The following is a 15,588-nucleotide window of genomic DNA, read 5'->3' on the forward strand; positions in this document are numbered from 1 at the left end:
TTGAGGGCTGGAGTCTATCAACCCTCGCGCAACACTGTCAGCGGGCTCGCATTCAGTGCCCGACGGGTGCCGAACACGCCGGCACCACCAATCAATGCCGCACCGATCAGTGGCAGCACCAGCAACCACGGGTGCGGATGCCAGGGCAGGTCGAACGCGTAGCGATACAGCACCAGACTCACCACTTCCGAACCGATGGCCGCCAGCAACCCGCTGACCGCGCCGAGCAGGCCGAACTCGATCCGCCGCGCCTTGACCAGCAACTGCCGTTCCGCCCCTAGCGCACGCAATAGCGCGCCCTGGCGAATGCGTTCATCGAGGGTCGCCTGCAACCCGGAAAACAGCACCGCCATTCCGGCCGCCAACACAAACAACAGCACGTATTCCACCGCCAGGGTGACCTGGGCGAGGATGCTGCGCAGCTGTTCGAGCAAGGCTTCGACCTGCAGGATGGTCACCGCCGGGAACGCTCGTGACAACTCGACAATCTGCTGATCGTGACCAGGCGCCAGATAGAAGCTGGTCAGGTAGGTCGCCGGCAGATCTTTCAAAGTGCCGGGCTGGAAGATCATGAAGAAGTTCGGCTGGAAATTGTCCCAGTTGATTTCCCGCAGGCTGGTGACCTTCGCTTCGCGGTTCACTCCGCCAACGGTGAATACCAGATGGTCGCCGAGTTTGAGTTTGAGGCTTTCAGCGACTTTGCCTTCCACCGACACGCCGGGCACATCGTCCTGTGGCTGATCTTTCCACCACTCACCCGCGGTGAGCTTGTTGCCTGGTGGCAGGTCAGCGGCCCAGGTCAGGCTCAGGTCGCGCTGGATTGCCCGGTCACCGGCCGAATCCTTGCTGACGATCTGCTGCACCGCTTCACCGTTGATGCTGATCAGTCGTCCCGGCACCACCGGGTACAACGGCGCGGCCTGGGCCGAGACATTGATGAGGTGATCGGTGAAGGCCTGTTTGTCCGCCGGCAGGATGTTCAGGGCGAAATAGTTGGGGGCATTTTTCGGCAACTGGTTTTGCCAGGTGTCGAGCAATTCGCCGCGCAGCAAGGCGATCAAGGCCATGGACAACAGGATCAAACCAAATGCCAGGGACTGTCCGGCCGCCGCCAACGGGTGGCGAAGTAATTGACCCAAACCGAGACGCCAGGGCAGGGAGGCGCGAGCCAACAGGCGACGCAGGCTGTTGAGCAGCAGCAACAGCAAACCACCGAGCACCAGCGCGGCGACCACGCCACCGCCCAGCAAGGCAAAGGTCAGCAGCAGATCAAGGCTCAGGCGCCACATGATCAGCCCGAGCGCACCGAGTGCCGCACCGTAGACCATCCAGGTGCTCGACGGAATCGGCAGCATGTCCCGGCGCAATACCCGCAACGGCGGCACGCGACCCAATGCGGCCAGCGGCGGCAAGGCAAAACCGGCCAGCGCCACCAGCCCGGTGCCGATCCCGGCCAGCGCGGGTAGCAAGCCACCCGGCGGTACGTCGGTCGGTAGCAGATCGTGCAGTAGCGCAAACAAGCCCAACTGAGCGAGCCAGCCGAGCAGGGCGCCGCTGAGGCTGGCGAACAGTCCGAGCACCGCCAGTTGCAGGCTGAACAGGACCATGGTTTCCCGGCGCGACAAACCCAGACAGCGCAACAGCGCACTGGCATCGAAACGGCGACTGGCGAAGCGATTCGCCGACAACGCCACGGCCACGCCGGCCAACAGCACGGCGACCAGACTGGCCATGTTCAGATAACGCTCGGCCTTGCCTAGTGCGCCGCCGATCTGTCGGTTGCCGTCGCGGGCATCCTGAATTCGCTGGTTGGCGGCAAGGCCCGGTTTGATCAGTTGGCGATAGGTTTCCAGCGCATTGGGTTCGCCGCGCCACAGTTCGCGATAGCTCACGCGACTGCCAGGCTGGACCACGCCGGTCGCGGCGAGGTCGTCGCGGTTGATCAGCACCCGAGGCGTAAGGCTGTAGAAATTGCCGGCGCGATCCGGCTCGTAAGTCAGCACCCTTGTGAGTTTCAAGGTCTTCATGCCGACGTCGATGCTGTCGCCGATCTTCAGGTCCAGCGCGGTGAGCAGGCGCGATTCGACCCAGGCTTCTCCCGGCTGTGGTTCGCCACCTGATTCTTCGGCAGCAAACGGCGCTGGTGCACTTTTCAGCTCACCACGCAGCGGATAAGCGCGGTCGACGGCCTTGATGCTCGACAACTGGATGCCGTTATCGGTGGCGATGACGCTGGAGAATTCAACGATCTGCGCATGGTCGAGGCGCAACTCGGTGCCGCTCTTGATCTGTTCCGTTCGGGCGGGAGAGCTGCCTTCGAGCACCAGATCCGCGCCAAGAAACTCGGTGGCGCGCAAGGTCATGGCGCCGTTCAGGCGAGCGCCGAAGTAGCCAATGGCGGTACTGGCGGCAACCGCCACCAGCAAGGCGAAGAACAGCACCCGCAACTCCCCGGCGCGGGCATCGCGCATAAGTTGGCGCAGGGCAAGGCTGAACAGACGCAACAGCGGCAGACGTGCCATCAAGGCTCCAGAGGGGCGACCAACAGGCCGGCTTCAAGTCGGATCAGGCGCCGGCAGCGATGGGCCAGGCGCTCGTCGTGGGTCACCAGCACCAGGGTGGTGCCGCGTTCCTTGTTCAGTTCGAACAGCAAGTCGCTGATGCGCTCGCCGGTGTGACTGTCGAGGTTGCCGGTGGGTTCGTCGGCGAACAGCACATCCGGTTCGGCGGCGAAGGCCCGGGCAATGGCCACGCGCTGTTGCTCACCACCGGAGAGCTGGCGCGGCGAGTGAGTCAGGCGCTGACCGAGGCCGACCCGCTGCAGCAATTCAGTGGCACGACCGCGGGCGTCTTTGCGGCCGTCGAGCTCCAGCGGCAGCATGACGTTTTCCAGGGCGTTGAGACTGTCGAGCAACTGGAACGATTGAAAGACGAAACCCACGTGTTCGGCACGAATGCGCGCGCGCTGGTCTTCGTCGAGATTGCTCAGGGACTGGCCGGCGAGAACGACTTCGCCGCTGCTTGGCAGGTCGAGGCCGGCGAGCAGGCCGAGCAGGGTGGATTTGCCGGAACCGGACGCGCCGACGATGGCCAGGCTGTCGCCCTTGTTCAGTTCCAGGCTGAGTTCGTGCAGGATGGTAAGTTCACCTTCCGCGCTGGGAACCACTTTGCTAAGGTTCTTCGCGGTGAGAATGCTTGCGCCCATGGAGAATCCGATGCGTGTGTGGTTTTTGAGTGCTGGCCTGGCCTTGATGTGCATGGCCCAGAACGCAGCGGCGGGTACAGTCCTGATCGTTGGCGATAGTATCAGCGCCGGTTTCGGACTGGATACCCGGTCGGGATGGGTGTCGTTACTTGAGCAGCGGCTCAAGGCCGAAGGTTTTGACGATAAAGTGATCAATGCCTCCATCAGCGGTGACACCAGTGCCGGAGGCCAGGCGCGGCTGCCGGCGCTGCTTGCAGAGCATAAACCGGAGCTGGTGATTCTCGAGTTGGGCGGCAACGATGGCCTGCGCGGAATGCCGCCGACTCAATTGCAACAAAACCTTGCGGCGATGATCGACAGCTCCCGTCAAAGCGGTGCCAGGGTGCTGTTGCTTGGCATGCAATTGCCGCCCAATTACGGCAAGCGTTACACCGATGCGTTCGCGCAGGTGTACGGCAAACTGGCCGAGGAGAAAAAGATCCCGCTGGTGCCGTTTTTCCTCGACGGGATCGGCGGCCATCCCGACTTGATGCAGGCCGATGGTCTGCACCCGGCAGCCGGGGCTCAGGGCAAGTTGCTGGAAAATGTCTGGCCGACGCTAAAACCGCTGTTATGAGGCTTTTCTAGCGGCAGGCTTTCGGCTAATGTGGCGCCCCCCTAAATGGAGCCCCCGATGTCGCGTTCTGCCTGGTCCCTGTTTGCCTACCAACTGATCGAGCCTGACGAACAGCTGGATCTGTTCGCCTGCCAGGAAGTGCGGGTGCATCTGGTGACCCGTCAGTTGGAGCTCGGTGGCTCGGCCGACCGAACCCTGTGCGGCAGTCTGCTGCCGGCGCAACCGCGCTGGTCGAGCGTGGATCGCCGGGTGTTCCAGGATCAACGTCTGTGTTCGCTGTGCCGGGCGATTCTCGAATCGCAGAAACGTGGAACCTCGCCGATTTGGCCTGAGCTGCGTTTCGAGCTTTAAGCGCAAACATCTTCCGAACACAGCCCGGGCAGGCGGCAGCTTCAATTATGAAGAGTTCTGCCAGCCCATCGGCGCATCTCCCCGAATCCCCGAGGCGCGGTGTACAATCGCGCTCTTATACCCTTGTCGATCATGCGAAGGATTTTCCGGATGTTGCCGCGCTTTCCTGCCGTCACCCGCTGCCTGTCTCTTGCCGCCCTGTGTGTGGCCGGCCCCGTTGCCGCATTGGAGTTTCCCCTGCCACCACCTGGTGAAGACATCATCGGCCAGGTGCAGGTGATCAAGGCCAAGTACGAAGACACCTTTGCCGATCTGGGCACCACCTACGATCTGGGCTATTCGGAAATGGTTGCGGCCAACCCGGGCGTCGATGCCTGGTTGCCGGGTGCGGGCACCGAAGTGGTCCTACCGACCCGTTTCATCCTGCCGCCGGGCCCGCGTGAAGGCATCGTGATCAACCTCGCCGAATACCGCCTCTACTACTACCCGAAAGGCCGGAACGTGGTGTACACCTTCCCGCTGGGTATCGGTCGTGAGGGCTGGGGCTCGCCGATTGCCCACACCACGATCACCGCCAAGACGCCGAATCCGACCTGGACACCGCCAGCCTCGATCAAGGCAGAACACGCCGCCGATGGCGATCCGCTGCCGAACGTCGTGCCGGCCGGTCCGGACAACCCGCTGGGCCCGTTCAAGTTCACCCTGGGTACACCGGGTTACCTGATCCACGGTTCGAACAAGAAGTTCGGCATCGGCATGCGCACCAGCCACGGCTGCTTCCGCATGTTCAACAACAACGTGCTGGAAATGGCCGGCATGGTGCCGGTGGGCACGTCGGTGCGGATCCTCAACGATGCGTACAAGTTCGGTCGCAGTGGCGGCAAGGTCTACCTGGAAGCGCACACGCCGATCGACGACAAGGGCAACCCGTCGGTGGTCGACAAGCACACCGCCGTGATCAACGCGATGCTCAAGCGTGAAGACATCACCAACAACCTGCGCATGAACTGGGATGTGGTCCGTGATGTAGTCGCAGCGGAAGACGGCTTGCCAACCGAAATCGGCACGCCGAACACCTCGGCGCCGATCGTCTCCAGCGCACCGATCGACTTGCAGCAGTAAGCCGATAAAAAGAACCCGCCGATGCTTGCGCGTCGGCGGGTTTTTTATTGCATGAAGAAAATTTCAGGCAAAAAAAAGCCGACCCGAAAAACGGGTCGGCTTGATAACAATCCCGAAGGACTATTACTTGCGGCTAGCTTTTTCCAGCATGCGCAGAGCACGCTCGTTAGCTTCGTCAGCAGTCTGTTGTGCTTTTTGAGCAGCAGCCAGAGCTTCATCAGCTTTACGGTAAGCTTCGTCTGCACGAGCCTGGGAGCGAGCAGCTGCGTCTTCAGTAGCGGTCAGACGTGCTTCGGTTTCTTTCGATGCGCTGCTGCAACCGGTAGCCAGAACTGCGGCCAGAGCCAGAGCAGAGAATTTCAGAACGTTGTTCATCGTGTTCCCCTTCAAGGACTTTCAATTAAGTGGCTGTCTCCTCCGATTGAGGAAATAGCCGGCGTACATACTACCCATTACTTGTAGTAAGTAAACTGACGTAAGGCAAGAAGCAAAAAAAATTGTAGGCGTTGATTCTTTTTCGAGCAACTTTTAACTGGGTTGTATAAAAAATATTCAGCTGGAAGGCCCGAGATGAGCGAGTTATTGAGAAAAAGTTCCCGTTGTCAGGTGCTGTTTTGCAGGTAGTGGCTAGAGTCTGTCTATATGGATTCGTCCACACTTTTGTTGCGATTTTGTGCGGCGTCTCGCTTATCTTTGTCCATGTTCAGGTGACTTTATAAAACGAGGCACGTCTTAAGTCTCAACATCCGGCGATGTTCAGCCTTTTGGCTCGGGACGAGCTTCTCCCGAGCCAGCCCTGAGTCCACCGGAGCTGCCCCGTCAATCAGCATGATGACGAGCGTGCCTTGAGCATTTTCGCCATTGGTGCCTACTATTTGATACGTGCTCGGGTTACGCGAGATCGGTGCAGTTCTTCTCGGTGTCCATCAGGCACGGGGTGGCGTAGTAGATGTTCCTTCGCCGGGAAAACATCGGTAAGGTAGGGGTCGAATCAAAGACCCGCGAGGAGTAGTGATGAGCGAGGCGTTGTCCATCCACCATGACCAGGCTGGTCATCAGTTCGAGACCAATGTGGACGGTCATCGTGCCTACCTGACTTATATGGATCTGGGGAAACAGACCCTGGATATCTACCGCACCTTCGTGCCCAACGCATTGCGTGGCCGAGGCATCGCGGCAGCCCTGACCGAACGGGCGCTGCAGTACGCCGATGAAATGGGCTACACGGTCATCCCGTCGTGCTCCTACGTGGAGCGCTACATGGAGCGTCATCAGCGGCGCACCGCCAAGATCTGACTGACCTCACACCGCACACACAAAAACGCCGGGCAATGCCCGGCGTTTTTTTATGCCTGCGAAACAGCTGTCAGCCGCGCTGACGTTTCGGCAGTACATCCTTGAGCTTGGCGTGCATGCTGCGCAAGGTGTTTTCGGTGGCCGACCAGTCGATGCAGGCATCAGTGATCGAGACGCCGTATTGCAGGTCGGCGAGGTCTTTCGGGATCGCCTGGCAGCCCCAGTTCAGGTGGCTCTCGACCATCAGGCCGATGATCGACTGATTGCCTTCGAGGATCTGGTTGGCGACGTTCTCCATCACCAACGGTTGCAACGCCGGATCCTTGTTGGAGTTGGCGTGGCTGCAATCGACCATGATGTTCGGCTTGATCTTCGCCTTGTTCAGCGCCTGCTCGCACAGGGCGACGCTGACCGAATCATAGTTCGGCTTGCCGTTGCCGCCGCGCAGTACCACGTGACCGTAGGCGTTGCCCTTGGTGGTGACGATCGACACGCCACCTTCCTGGTTGATGCCCAGAAAGCGGTGCGGGCTGGAAACCGACTGCAAGGCGTTGATCGCCACGGTCAGGCCGCCGTCGGTGCCGTTCTTGAAACCGACTGCCGAGGACAGGCCGGACGCCATCTCGCGGTGGGTCTGGGATTCGGTGGTGCGAGCGCCGATGGCCGACCAGCTGATCAGGTCCTGCAGGTATTGCGGGGAGATCGGGTCGAGAGCTTCGGTCGCGGTCGGCAGGCCTTTCTCGGCCAGGTCCAGCAGCAACTGGCGACCGATGTGCAGACCATCCTGGATCTTGAACGAGTCATCCAGGTACGGGTCGTTGATCAGGCCTTTCCAGCCAACGGTGGTCCGTGGCTTCTCGAAGTACACGCGCATGACCAGATACAAGGTATCCGACACTTCCGCCGCCAGAACTTTCAGGCGCTCGGCGTACTCGTGGGCAGCCTTGATGTCGTGGATCGAGCAAGGCCCGATGACCACGAACAGACGGTGGTCGGTGCCATCGAGAATGTTGCGGATGACTTCGCGACCCTTGGTGACGGTGCGCAGGGCAGCGTCGCTCAGAGGGATATCACGCTTGAGCTGATCGGGAGTGATCAGGGTCTCGTTGGAGGCGACGTTTAGGTCGTTGATCGGTAAATCAGCCATCGTTTACTCGTCAGGTCACGGGTGCCGGCCGCCAGCGATCCCCGCGCGGCGGAGCACAGCAGATTTAAGCGCGTCGGGGAGCCGAACCTTATCGCGTTAGACGCCTGCTAGACAATGGGCAAGTAACTGTTCAGTCCAGCTCTGGTTACGCAAAAGCCTTGCGAACGCTGTCGTGGGAGAACTCTTCGGCGTGCTGCTCGACCCATTGCAGCGCTCGCGCCTGGATATCCTGCAGGTCATCGTGAGCATCGTTGATTCGGCAATAACGCTCGATCTGACACACCTGCTCACCCATTCGCGCGCTGAACAGCGTCTGCTCATCGGTGAACGCAATGCCCACCAGATAGCCTTTTTTACGGCGCAGGCACCAGGCCACATAGCCCGGATAGGCGAAGTCGGCATTGAGTGTCGGCATGCGCACTTGCAGCGCGGTGCCATGTCGCCAGGCGCGGTGGTAATTGCAAGCGATGCCGCCGAGGCTGATAGTGTGCAGCTGTTGCCGCGAAATGCACTCAGGTTTGAGCAACGTTAATTCGACGGGCACATCATCCGGATGAGGAATAAACCGTCCCATGAGCACAGACTCCCTGTGTCGGCCATTTGACATTGTTTCCCCCAGTATAGTGTTCGAATCGGAACTGACCGATTTCGACGCCGACCAACGGCTGCTGGCGATGAACGGCGTTTCGCTGGTGATCTTCACCAGTGTCGGCTGTTCCAGTTGCCGCTATGCCCGCGAAGTTTTGCCGGGGCTGGATCTGGCAATCGATCGCCTGTGCTGGATCGACGCTGGCAATAACGGCGGGCTGGTCGAGCGCTATCAGGTCTTTCATTTGCCGGCGCTGTTCGTGGTGCGCGACGGCGAGTTCTTTGGGGCAGTACACACGCGCCTGAACGCCACGGAGCTGAACGCAGCCGTGGTGCAGGCGCTGGGTCGAATTGCAGAGGAGTTGCCGTGATGGGAGCAGTGAATAAACCGGTCGTGGGGATTATCGGTACCGGCGCAATTGGAGGGTTTTACGGCTTGATGCTGGCCCGGGCCGGATTCGATGTGCACTTTTTACTGCGCAGCGAGTTTTCCGCCGTCGCCGAGCGTGGCTTGCAGGTCGACAGTGCGGTTCACGGCACGCTGACGCTCAACCCGGTGCAGGCTTATTCATCGGCTGAAGACATGCCGCCCTGCGACTGGCTGCTGGTCGGCGCCAAGACCACCAGCAATGCCGGGCTGGCGCCGTCGATCATTCAGGCGGCGAAACCCGATGCGAAAGTGTTGGTGCTGCAAAACGGTCTGGACGTCGAAGACAGTTTGCGGGCGTTGCTGCCCGATTCCCTGCACTTGCTGGGCGGCTTGTGTCTGATCTGCGTTCACCGGGAAGGCCCGGGCCACATCACTCATCAAGCGCTGGGTGCGGTGAACGTCGGTTATCACAGTGGTCCGGCAGCCGATGATGCGGCGCGCATGGCGATCGTCGAGGACGGCGTCGGACTGTTCCGTGCCGCCGGCATCGACTCCCAGGCTATGCCGAATCTGCATCAGGCGCGCTGGCAGAAACTGGTCTGGAACATTCCCTACAATGGTCTTTCCGTTTTGCTCGGGGCGAGTACCACGCCGCTGATGGCCGATGCCGACAGCCGCATTCTGATTCAGGCGTTGATGGCTGAAGTGGTGCAGGGCGCCAAGGCCTGCGGTCATGACATGCCGCCCGGTTACGCCGATTACCTGTTCATGATGACCGAGAAAATGCCCGACTATTGGCCGAGCATGTACCACGATTTTCTGCACAAGCGACCGCTGGAGCTGGATGCCATCTACGCTCGACCCTTGGCTGCGGCAAAAGCGGCAGGTTGCGAGCTGCCGCGTATCGAAGCGTTGTACCGCAATTTGCGTTTCATCGACCGGCGTAACACCTGAGTCGATTATTTGAGGGATTTGGGGGAAGGCATGGCCAAGAACATCGATGACAAACTGGTGCTGGCGATTTCGTCCCGTGCCCTGTTCGACCTGAGCGAGAGCCACAAGGTCTACCTGTCGAGCGGCGTCGAAGCCTATCGCCAATATCAGATCGAGCACGAAGACGAAATCCTCGCGCCGGGCGATGCCTTTCCGCTGGTGGAAAAACTGCTCAACCTCAACAGTCGCCTCGGTCGCGCTCGGGTCGAGGTGATTCTGGTGTCGCGCAACAGTGCCGACACCGGTCTGCGCGTTTTCAACTCCATTGGTCATTACGGCCTGGCGATTTCCCGTGCGGCGTTCGTTGGCGGGCGCAGTCCCTATCCGTATCTGAAAGCCTTTGGTTGCGACCTGTTTCTCTCCACCCATGCCGAAGACGTGCGCGCCGCACTGGATGCTGGTTTCGCGGCGGCGACTATTCTGTCCGGCGGCGCGAGCCGTGCGGCCAGCGATGAATTGCGCATCGCCTTCGACGGCGATGCGGTGCTGTTTTCCGACGAATCGGAGCGGGTCTATCAATCCGGCGGCCTCGAAGCGTTCCAGGCCAAGGAGCGTGAGTCCGCCCGTGAGCCATTGCGTGGCGGGCCGTTCAAGGGCTTCCTCGCGGCGCTCAATCTGTTGCAGCGCGAGTTCCCGGATGACGACTGCCCGATCCGTACCGCGCTGGTCACCGCACGTTCGGCGCCGGCTCACGAGCGGGTGATCCGCACCTTGCGTGAGTGGGACATTCGACTGGACGAGTCGCTGTTCCTCGGCGGCCTGACCAAATCGGCGTTCCTCGAAGCCTTCGCCGCCGACGTGTTTTTCGACGATCAGGCCGGTCACTGTGAACTGGCCCGGGAGGTGGTTGCCACCGGCCATGTCCCCCACGGCATCAGCAACGAACCAGCGGTCTAAAGCCCTCGTGCTTCAAGACGTTGCGTCGCACGTCGTACTCGCCAAGGCACTGCTAAGCTGAATCAAATCTCCGCCATGTTGGCTTGCGAGGAGGTCATATGATTCGTTCGATGCTGTATGCCACTGACCTCGGTCTGTACGCACCGTTAGTGATGCAGCATGCCCTGGCGATGGCTCGAACATTCAATGCCGACTTGTATGTGGTGCACGCGGTGGAACCGATGGGGCTGTTTGCCGAATCGGTGTTGCAGAGCTATCTCGACGAACAGGCGTTGAACGAGTTTCACAGTCAGGGTCTGAAAACCGTCATCGCCAATATCGAGCAGCGAGTGCTCGACAGTTTTCGCGAAGAGCTGGGGGACGAAGGCGAGCAGGATCTGCTGCGGATTCGTGCGGTGCGGGTGCTGCAGGGCGATCCGTCGCAGGTGATTCTCGACCAGGTACAGAAACTCTCCGTCGATTTGCTGATCGTAGGAAGTCACAGCCACGGGGTTGGGGCGGAAACACCGTTGGGGCGCACGGCGACTCGCTTGCTGCAATTGTCCAAGGTGCCGGTTTACATGGTGCCGCTGGTGGAGCGTCGGCGTCGGGAGGATCGCTGAGGCGGGAATAATGGCATTTTGATAAAAAAGTTCTAGATTTATTCTTCAAACCATTAATATAGTTATATACCGTCGCTGATGCCCGTGGCGTCTACCTGCTTTGAGGGATTCATATGAAGCTTCAACAATTGCGCTACATCTGGGAAGTGGCGCACCACGACCTCAACGTTTCCGCTACAGCCCAAAGTCTCTACACCTCGCAACCGGGCATCAGTAAGCAAATCCGTCTGCTGGAAGACGAACTGGGCGTCGAAGTGTTCGCCCGCAGTGGCAAACACCTGACCCGCGTCACGCCGGCAGGCGAGCGCATCATCACCACCGCCGGTGAGATTCTGCGCAAGGTCGAAAGCATCAAACAGATCGCCCAGGAATTCTCCAACGAGAAAAAAGGCACCCTGTCGATCGCCACCACTCACACCCAGGCACGTTACGCACTGCCGCCGGTGATCAGCAACTTCATTAAGCAATACCCGGATGTGGCGCTGCACATGCACCAGGGCTCGCCGATGCAGATTGCCGAAATGGCCGCTGACGGCACCGTCGATTTCGCCATCGCCACCGAAGCGCTGGAGCTGTTCGGCGATCTGGTGATGATGCCGTGCTACCGCTGGAACCGCTGCGTGGTCGTGCCTCAGGGCCACCCGCTGACCAAGCTGCCGAAGCTGACCCTCGAAGCGCTGGCCGAATACCCGATCGTGACTTACGTGTTCGGTTTCACCGGCCGTTCGAAACTCGACGAAGCTTTCAGCCATCGCGGCCTGACACCGAAAGTGGTGTTCACCGCTGCCGACGCCGACGTGATCAAAACCTACGTGCGCCTGGGGCTGGGTGTCGGCATCGTGGCGAAAATGGCCGTCGATACCAAACTGGATAACGATCTGGTGGTGCTCGATGCCAGCGAACTGTTCGAATCCAGCGTGACCAAGATCGGTTTCCGTCGTGGCACCTTCCTGCGTGGCTTCATGTGCGACTTCATCGAGAAATTCGCACCGCACCTGACTCGCGAAGTCATGGCCAAGGCCATTCAGTGCCACAACAAGCAGGAACTGGAAGAGCTGTTCGAAGGCGTCGAACTGCCGGTCCACTAAGTCCCTGTCTACAGCACCTCGGTGACAGCAAACTGTTGCCGGGTGCCTGCCACCAGAATCTCCACCTCATCACCTTCGAACTTGCCCAGCAGGCTTTTGCCCAGCGGCGAGCGCGGGGTGATGACGGTAATCGGCTGACCGACCACGTCGACTTTCAGGCCCGCCGCATCCGGCGCCAGAAACAGCCATTGTTCACGACCCTTTTCGTCTTCCAGACCGAGCAGGGCGCCGATTTCAATTCCGCGTTGATCGTCATAGGCCCGAAGCGTCAGGTTCTGGCAGACCGCCAGTGACTGGCGGATCTCCTCGACCCGTTTTGCTTGCCCGGCCGCCAGGTACGACGCCTCAAGCCCCAGGGTGTCGTACTTGTTTTCAGCGATGTTTTCTTCGTGGGTCGCAGTTTCGTAAGCGGTTTGTGCTGCGCGTTCGGCGATATCGAGGTCGACGCGCAGTTTGTCGAGAATCAGTTGATGGACGGCGTGCTTGTTCATGATCAATCGCAGAATTGCAGGACGTTGGCGCGGCTTTTTTCGCTCGGGGCCGTCTGATCCTGCTGGAGCCAGAACTGGCATTTCGGGTTCGACTGGTTACGCGTGCTGCTGCGGGCCTGATCGAGACGGTTTTGTTGTTCGTTCTTGCGCAGGTTTTCTTCGTACTGCTCGAACAGGCGGTTTTGCGGCTCGGGTTCTGGCTGCGGTTGGGCGGCGACCGGTGGCTTGCTCAGTTGTTGCACAGCGTCCGCGACTGGCTGCAATTGACGGCTGAAGAGCAATGAGGCAAGCCAGCAAGTCAGCGCGATGGCCAGGAAACCCAGCCACAGGCCCAAGGCAATGCTGCCGGTCAATTGCAGCGCGCTAAGCTGAACAGGCAAGGGGCGACGCGGGTTTGGGCGGTAGGGCATGGCTGCCTCCTGGCGGATGATTGCGGGCAAGTGGCGATTGTCGCACGAAGATTAATCGTCGTCGGCTCTTCTGCACGCCGACATTTATGCGGACAATCGCCGCTTTTGCCAACGGGAGTCTTGAATGCCGCAACCGAAAACCCGCTGGGACATCTTCTGCACCGTGGTCGACAACTATGGCGACATCGGCGTGACCTGGCGTCTGGCCCGGCAACTGGTGGCCGAGCATGCACTGGCGGTGCGGCTGTGGGTCGATGACCTGCGCGCGTTCGAGCGCATCTGTCCGGAGCTCGACATCCACCTCGACGCGCAATGGCAGCAGGGCGTCGAGGTTCGACACTGGCCGGCAGAATGGCAAGAAACGGACGCCGCCGACGTGGTGATTGCCGCATTCGCCTGCCAGTTGCCGGGTGCCTACATGGACGCCATGGCCGAGCGCGAAACACCGCCATTGTGGATGAACCTCGACTATCTAAGCGCCGAAGACTGGGTGGTCGGCTGCCACGGTCTGCCGTCGGTGAAGTACAAGTCAGTGCAGAAGATTTTTTTCTTTCCGGGATTCCAGGCGGGCACTGGCGGATTGTTGCGTGAAAGCGGATTGCTGGATCGGCGTCGGCGGTTTCAGCAGGATCCCGAGTCGCAGCGACAATTCCTGCAAACGTTGAGTGTCGTTCCTGCACCCGGCGCGCAGCTGATTTCGCTGTTCGCCTACGAGAACGCCGGGCTCGCCAGTTGGCTGGATGTACTCGCGGCGGATTTGACGCCCACTCATCTACTGGTGCCGGAAGGGCGGATTCTCGGTGATGTCGCGCGCTGGCTCGGCGTTGAGTCGCTGTCTGTCGGCGCTGTGCATGTCGATCGATCGCTGACCGTGCAGGTGCTGCCGTTCGTCCGGCAGGATCAATACGATCAATTGTTGTGGTGTTGCGATTTCAACGCGGTGCGCGGTGAAGACTCATTCGTCCGGGCGCAATGGGCGGGGCGGCCGATGCTGTGGCACATCTATCAGCAGGACGAAGACATCCATCTGGACAAGCTCGATGCCTTCCTCGCGCTCTATGGAAAAGGCCTTTCGCCGGACGCTGCCGAGGCGATGAACGGTCTCTGGCGAGCGTGGAGTGCCGGGCAGCCTATCGGCGAGCACTGGCTTGAGGCCCGTAAACACTGGCCCGAATTGCAGGAAAATGCCCGCGCGTGGTGTCTGGAACAGGCCTTGCAGGCCGATCTTGCGACGGCGCTGGTACAGTTTTACCGAAATTGGATATGATACGCGGCCTAGATTTTTGTAAATCCCATCCAAATTCGGATATTCGCAATGAAAACTGGTAAAGAACTCAAACCCGGTACCGTGATCCGTATCGACAACGATCCTTGGCTGGTTCAGAAAGCTGAATTCACCAAATCGGGCCGTAACAGCGCGATCATGAAGACCAAGCTGAAGAACCTGCTGACCGGTTACAAGACCGAAACCGTTTACGGTGCGGACGACAAGCTGGACGACGTGATCCTGGACCGCAAAGAAGCGACCCTGTCCTTCATCAGCGGTGACACCTACACGTTCATGGACACCAGCGACTACACCATGTACGAGCTGAACGCCGAAGACATCGAAAGCGTTCTGCCTTTCGTTGAAGAAGGCATGACCGACGTTTGCGAAGCCGTGTTCTTCGAAGAGCGTCTGGTTTCCGTAGAACTGCCGACCACCATCGTGCGCGTAGTTGACTACACCGAAGGTTCGGCTCGTGGCGACACTTCCGGCAAAGTCATGAAGCCAGCCAAGCTGAGCAACGGTACTGAGCTGCAAGTTGCTGACTTCATCGAAATCGGTGACAAGATCGAGATCGATACCCGCGAAGGCGGTTCCTACAAAGGCCGTGCCAAATAAGCACTGGTTTTTACGGAAAGAAAAAGCCCGACCATTGAGTCGGGCTTTTTTATGCCTGCGATTTTTACTTCAGGCCAATTACACGGTCACGTGCAGGCGTACATCAACATTGCCGCGAGTGGCATTGGAGTACGGGCAGACTTGGTGGGCAGCTTCAACCAGGCTTTGCGCGTCAGCCTGTTCCAGGCCTGGCAGGCTGATGTGCAGGTCGATATCCAGACCGAAACCACCAGGAATCTGACCGATGCCGACGTGAGCAGTGATCGACGCGTTGTCCGGGATTTTGCGCTTGGTCTGGCTGGCAACGAATTTCAGCGCGCCGATGAAGCAGGCCGAGTAGCCGGCGGCGAACAGTTGCTCAGGGTTGGTGGCCGCACCGCCGGCACCGCCGAGTTCTTTCGGGGTGGCCAGTTTGACGTCGAGGATGTTGTCGCTGGAGATCGCACGACCGTCACGGCCGCCAGTGGAGGTTGCGATTGCGGTGTAGAGAGTTTGCATGGTGTGAGCCTCGTCGATTGCGTGGGTTG

At 59.9% G+C, this 15,588-nt stretch carries 19 protein-coding genes; 11 read left to right on the plus strand and 8 right to left on the minus strand.

Annotated elements, in window-relative coordinates:
- Positions 1-17: 17 nt before the first annotated feature.
- Together JJN09_RS17895 and JJN09_RS17900 are read right to left on the minus strand one after the other, a co-directional pair.
- A complete protein-coding gene (locus tag JJN09_RS17895) occupies positions 18-2,522 on the minus strand; it encodes an ABC transporter permease (protein ID WP_249482889.1) in 2,505 nt (834 codons plus the stop codon).
- Entirely contained in the window at positions 2,522-3,205 is a 684-nt protein-coding gene (locus JJN09_RS17900; protein ID WP_085710774.1) for an ABC transporter ATP-binding protein, read from the minus strand. Before JJN09_RS17900 ends, JJN09_RS17895 begins: the two co-directional genes overlap by 1 nt.
- A 10-nt stretch (positions 3,206-3,215) precedes the next feature.
- On the opposite strand from JJN09_RS17900, the gene JJN09_RS17905 reads away from it, so the two are divergent.
- From JJN09_RS17905 to JJN09_RS17915, 3 genes are all read left to right on the plus strand, one after another.
- Positions 3,216-3,821 (plus strand): arylesterase, encoded by a 606-nt coding sequence (locus JJN09_RS17905; protein WP_249482890.1) that lies wholly within the window; start codon positions 3,216-3,218, stop codon positions 3,819-3,821.
- 57 nt (positions 3,822-3,878) lie between these two features.
- Positions 3,879-4,172 carry a hypothetical protein gene (locus tag JJN09_RS17910; protein WP_007908575.1) on the plus strand — a complete coding sequence of 98 codons (294 nt, stop codon included), beginning with the start codon at positions 3,879-3,881 and terminating at the stop codon, positions 4,170-4,172.
- Positions 4,173-4,322: 150 nt separating this feature from the next.
- Positions 4,323-5,294, plus strand: coding sequence for a L,D-transpeptidase family protein (locus JJN09_RS17915; RefSeq protein ID WP_096821063.1), 972 nt, complete (start codon positions 4,323-4,325; stop codon positions 5,292-5,294).
- A gap of 123 nt (positions 5,295-5,417) precedes the next feature.
- On the opposite strand, the gene oprI is transcribed toward JJN09_RS17915, so the two are convergent.
- Positions 5,418-5,669 carry an outer membrane lipoprotei OprI gene (oprI, locus tag JJN09_RS17920; RefSeq protein ID WP_003183784.1) on the minus strand — a complete coding sequence of 84 codons (252 nt, stop codon included), beginning with the start codon at positions 5,667-5,669 and terminating at the stop codon, positions 5,418-5,420.
- A gap of 639 nt (positions 5,670-6,308) precedes the next feature.
- On the opposite strand from oprI, the gene JJN09_RS17925 reads away from it, so the two are divergent.
- A complete protein-coding gene (locus JJN09_RS17925; RefSeq protein ID WP_007955658.1) occupies positions 6,309-6,590 on the plus strand; it encodes a GNAT family N-acetyltransferase in 282 nt (93 codons plus the stop codon).
- Between the two features lie 70 nt (positions 6,591-6,660).
- On the opposite strand, the gene JJN09_RS17930 is transcribed toward JJN09_RS17925, so the two are convergent.
- Positions 6,661-7,737, minus strand: coding sequence for a 3-deoxy-7-phosphoheptulonate synthase (locus JJN09_RS17930; protein ID WP_114884576.1), 1,077 nt, complete (start codon positions 7,735-7,737; stop codon positions 6,661-6,663).
- A gap of 145 nt (positions 7,738-7,882) precedes the next feature.
- The gene (locus JJN09_RS17935) at positions 7,883-8,311 is read right to left on the minus strand and encodes a PilZ domain-containing protein (protein ID WP_085730573.1); all 429 of its coding nucleotides are present in this window, start codon (positions 8,309-8,311) and stop codon (positions 7,883-7,885) included.
- Between JJN09_RS17935 and JJN09_RS17940 the strand changes: the two genes are divergently transcribed.
- The 5 genes from JJN09_RS17940 (at position 8,310) to cysB (ending at position 12,275) form a co-directional block, all read left to right on the plus strand.
- Positions 8,310-8,696, plus strand: a complete 387-nt coding sequence (locus tag JJN09_RS17940; protein ID WP_249482891.1) for a co-chaperone YbbN — start codon at positions 8,310-8,312, stop codon at positions 8,694-8,696. The genes JJN09_RS17935 and JJN09_RS17940 overlap by 2 nt on opposite strands.
- The gene (locus JJN09_RS17945) at positions 8,693-9,649 is read left to right on the plus strand and encodes a putative 2-dehydropantoate 2-reductase (RefSeq protein ID WP_249482892.1); all 957 of its coding nucleotides are present in this window, start codon (positions 8,693-8,695) and stop codon (positions 9,647-9,649) included. The genes JJN09_RS17940 and JJN09_RS17945 overlap by 4 nt, the downstream gene beginning before the upstream one ends.
- A 30-nt stretch (positions 9,650-9,679) precedes the next feature.
- Positions 9,680-10,585, plus strand: a complete 906-nt coding sequence (locus tag JJN09_RS17950; RefSeq protein ID WP_249482893.1) for a 5'-nucleotidase — start codon at positions 9,680-9,682, stop codon at positions 10,583-10,585.
- Between the two features lie 98 nt (positions 10,586-10,683).
- A complete protein-coding gene (locus JJN09_RS17955; protein ID WP_085710767.1) occupies positions 10,684-11,187 on the plus strand; it encodes a universal stress protein in 504 nt (167 codons plus the stop codon).
- A gap of 113 nt (positions 11,188-11,300) precedes the next feature.
- Positions 11,301-12,275 carry an HTH-type transcriptional regulator CysB gene (gene cysB / locus JJN09_RS17960; RefSeq protein WP_007955684.1) on the plus strand — a complete coding sequence of 325 codons (975 nt, stop codon included), beginning with the start codon at positions 11,301-11,303 and terminating at the stop codon, positions 12,273-12,275.
- A gap of 8 nt (positions 12,276-12,283) precedes the next feature.
- On the opposite strand, the gene JJN09_RS17965 is transcribed toward cysB, so the two are convergent.
- On the minus strand, positions 12,284-12,766 hold the full coding sequence (locus JJN09_RS17965) for a GreA/GreB family elongation factor (protein WP_096821067.1): 483 nt from the start codon (positions 12,764-12,766) through the stop codon (positions 12,284-12,286).
- A gap of 2 nt (positions 12,767-12,768) precedes the next feature.
- On the minus strand, positions 12,769-13,176 hold the full coding sequence (locus JJN09_RS17970) for a hypothetical protein (RefSeq protein WP_249482894.1): 408 nt from the start codon (positions 13,174-13,176) through the stop codon (positions 12,769-12,771).
- Between the two features lie 124 nt (positions 13,177-13,300).
- On the opposite strand from JJN09_RS17970, the gene earP reads away from it, so the two are divergent.
- Together earP and JJN09_RS17980 are read left to right on the plus strand one after the other, a co-directional pair.
- Positions 13,301-14,443 carry an elongation factor P maturation arginine rhamnosyltransferase EarP gene (earP, locus tag JJN09_RS17975; protein ID WP_249482895.1) on the plus strand — a complete coding sequence of 381 codons (1,143 nt, stop codon included), beginning with the start codon at positions 13,301-13,303 and terminating at the stop codon, positions 14,441-14,443.
- 48 nt (positions 14,444-14,491) lie between these two features.
- Entirely contained in the window at positions 14,492-15,061 is a 570-nt protein-coding gene (locus tag JJN09_RS17980) for an elongation factor P (protein WP_096821070.1), read from the plus strand.
- 78 nt (positions 15,062-15,139) lie between these two features.
- Here the strand turns inward: JJN09_RS17980 and JJN09_RS17985 are convergent, their stop codons facing one another.
- On the minus strand, positions 15,140-15,559 hold the full coding sequence (locus JJN09_RS17985) for an organic hydroperoxide resistance protein (protein ID WP_249482896.1): 420 nt from the start codon (positions 15,557-15,559) through the stop codon (positions 15,140-15,142).
- Between the last annotated feature and the right edge of the window lie 29 nt (positions 15,560-15,588).

The sequence above is a fragment of the Pseudomonas sp. HS6 genome (assembly GCF_023375815.1).
Taxonomy (GTDB): domain Bacteria; phylum Pseudomonadota; class Gammaproteobacteria; order Pseudomonadales; family Pseudomonadaceae; genus Aquipseudomonas.

Coding starts and splice junctions, on each gene's coding strand:
- JJN09_RS17925 (WP_007955658.1), top strand. CDS start 6,309: ATGAGCGAGGCGTTGTCCATCCACCATGACCAGGCTGGTCATCAGTTC.
- JJN09_RS17935 (WP_085730573.1), bottom strand. CDS start 8,311: ATGGGACGGTTTATTCCTCATCCGGATGATGTGCCCGTCGAATTAACG.
- JJN09_RS17930 (WP_114884576.1), bottom strand. CDS start 7,737: ATGGCTGATTTACCGATCAACGACCTAAACGTCGCCTCCAACGAGACC.
- JJN09_RS17940 (WP_249482891.1), top strand. CDS start 8,310: ATGAGCACAGACTCCCTGTGTCGGCCATTTGACATTGTTTCCCCCAGT.
- JJN09_RS17950 (WP_249482893.1), top strand. CDS start 9,680: ATGGCCAAGAACATCGATGACAAACTGGTGCTGGCGATTTCGTCCCGT.
- JJN09_RS17985 (WP_249482896.1), bottom strand. CDS start 15,559: ATGCAAACTCTCTACACCGCAATCGCAACCTCCACTGGCGGCCGTGAC.
- JJN09_RS17910 (WP_007908575.1), top strand. CDS start 3,879: ATGTCGCGTTCTGCCTGGTCCCTGTTTGCCTACCAACTGATCGAGCCT.
- JJN09_RS17905 (WP_249482890.1), top strand. CDS start 3,216: ATGCGTGTGTGGTTTTTGAGTGCTGGCCTGGCCTTGATGTGCATGGCC.
- JJN09_RS17955 (WP_085710767.1), top strand. CDS start 10,684: ATGATTCGTTCGATGCTGTATGCCACTGACCTCGGTCTGTACGCACCG.
- earP (WP_249482895.1), top strand. CDS start 13,301: ATGCCGCAACCGAAAACCCGCTGGGACATCTTCTGCACCGTGGTCGAC.
- oprI (WP_003183784.1), bottom strand. CDS start 5,669: ATGAACAACGTTCTGAAATTCTCTGCTCTGGCTCTGGCCGCAGTTCTG.
- JJN09_RS17980 (WP_096821070.1), top strand. CDS start 14,492: ATGAAAACTGGTAAAGAACTCAAACCCGGTACCGTGATCCGTATCGAC.
- JJN09_RS17900 (WP_085710774.1), bottom strand. CDS start 3,205: ATGGGCGCAAGCATTCTCACCGCGAAGAACCTTAGCAAAGTGGTTCCC.
- cysB (WP_007955684.1), top strand. CDS start 11,301: ATGAAGCTTCAACAATTGCGCTACATCTGGGAAGTGGCGCACCACGAC.
- JJN09_RS17965 (WP_096821067.1), bottom strand. CDS start 12,766: ATGAACAAGCACGCCGTCCATCAACTGATTCTCGACAAACTGCGCGTC.
- JJN09_RS17895 (WP_249482889.1), bottom strand. CDS start 2,522: ATGGCACGTCTGCCGCTGTTGCGTCTGTTCAGCCTTGCCCTGCGCCAA.
- JJN09_RS17915 (WP_096821063.1), top strand. CDS start 4,323: ATGTTGCCGCGCTTTCCTGCCGTCACCCGCTGCCTGTCTCTTGCCGCC.
- JJN09_RS17970 (WP_249482894.1), bottom strand. CDS start 13,176: ATGCCCTACCGCCCAAACCCGCGTCGCCCCTTGCCTGTTCAGCTTAGC.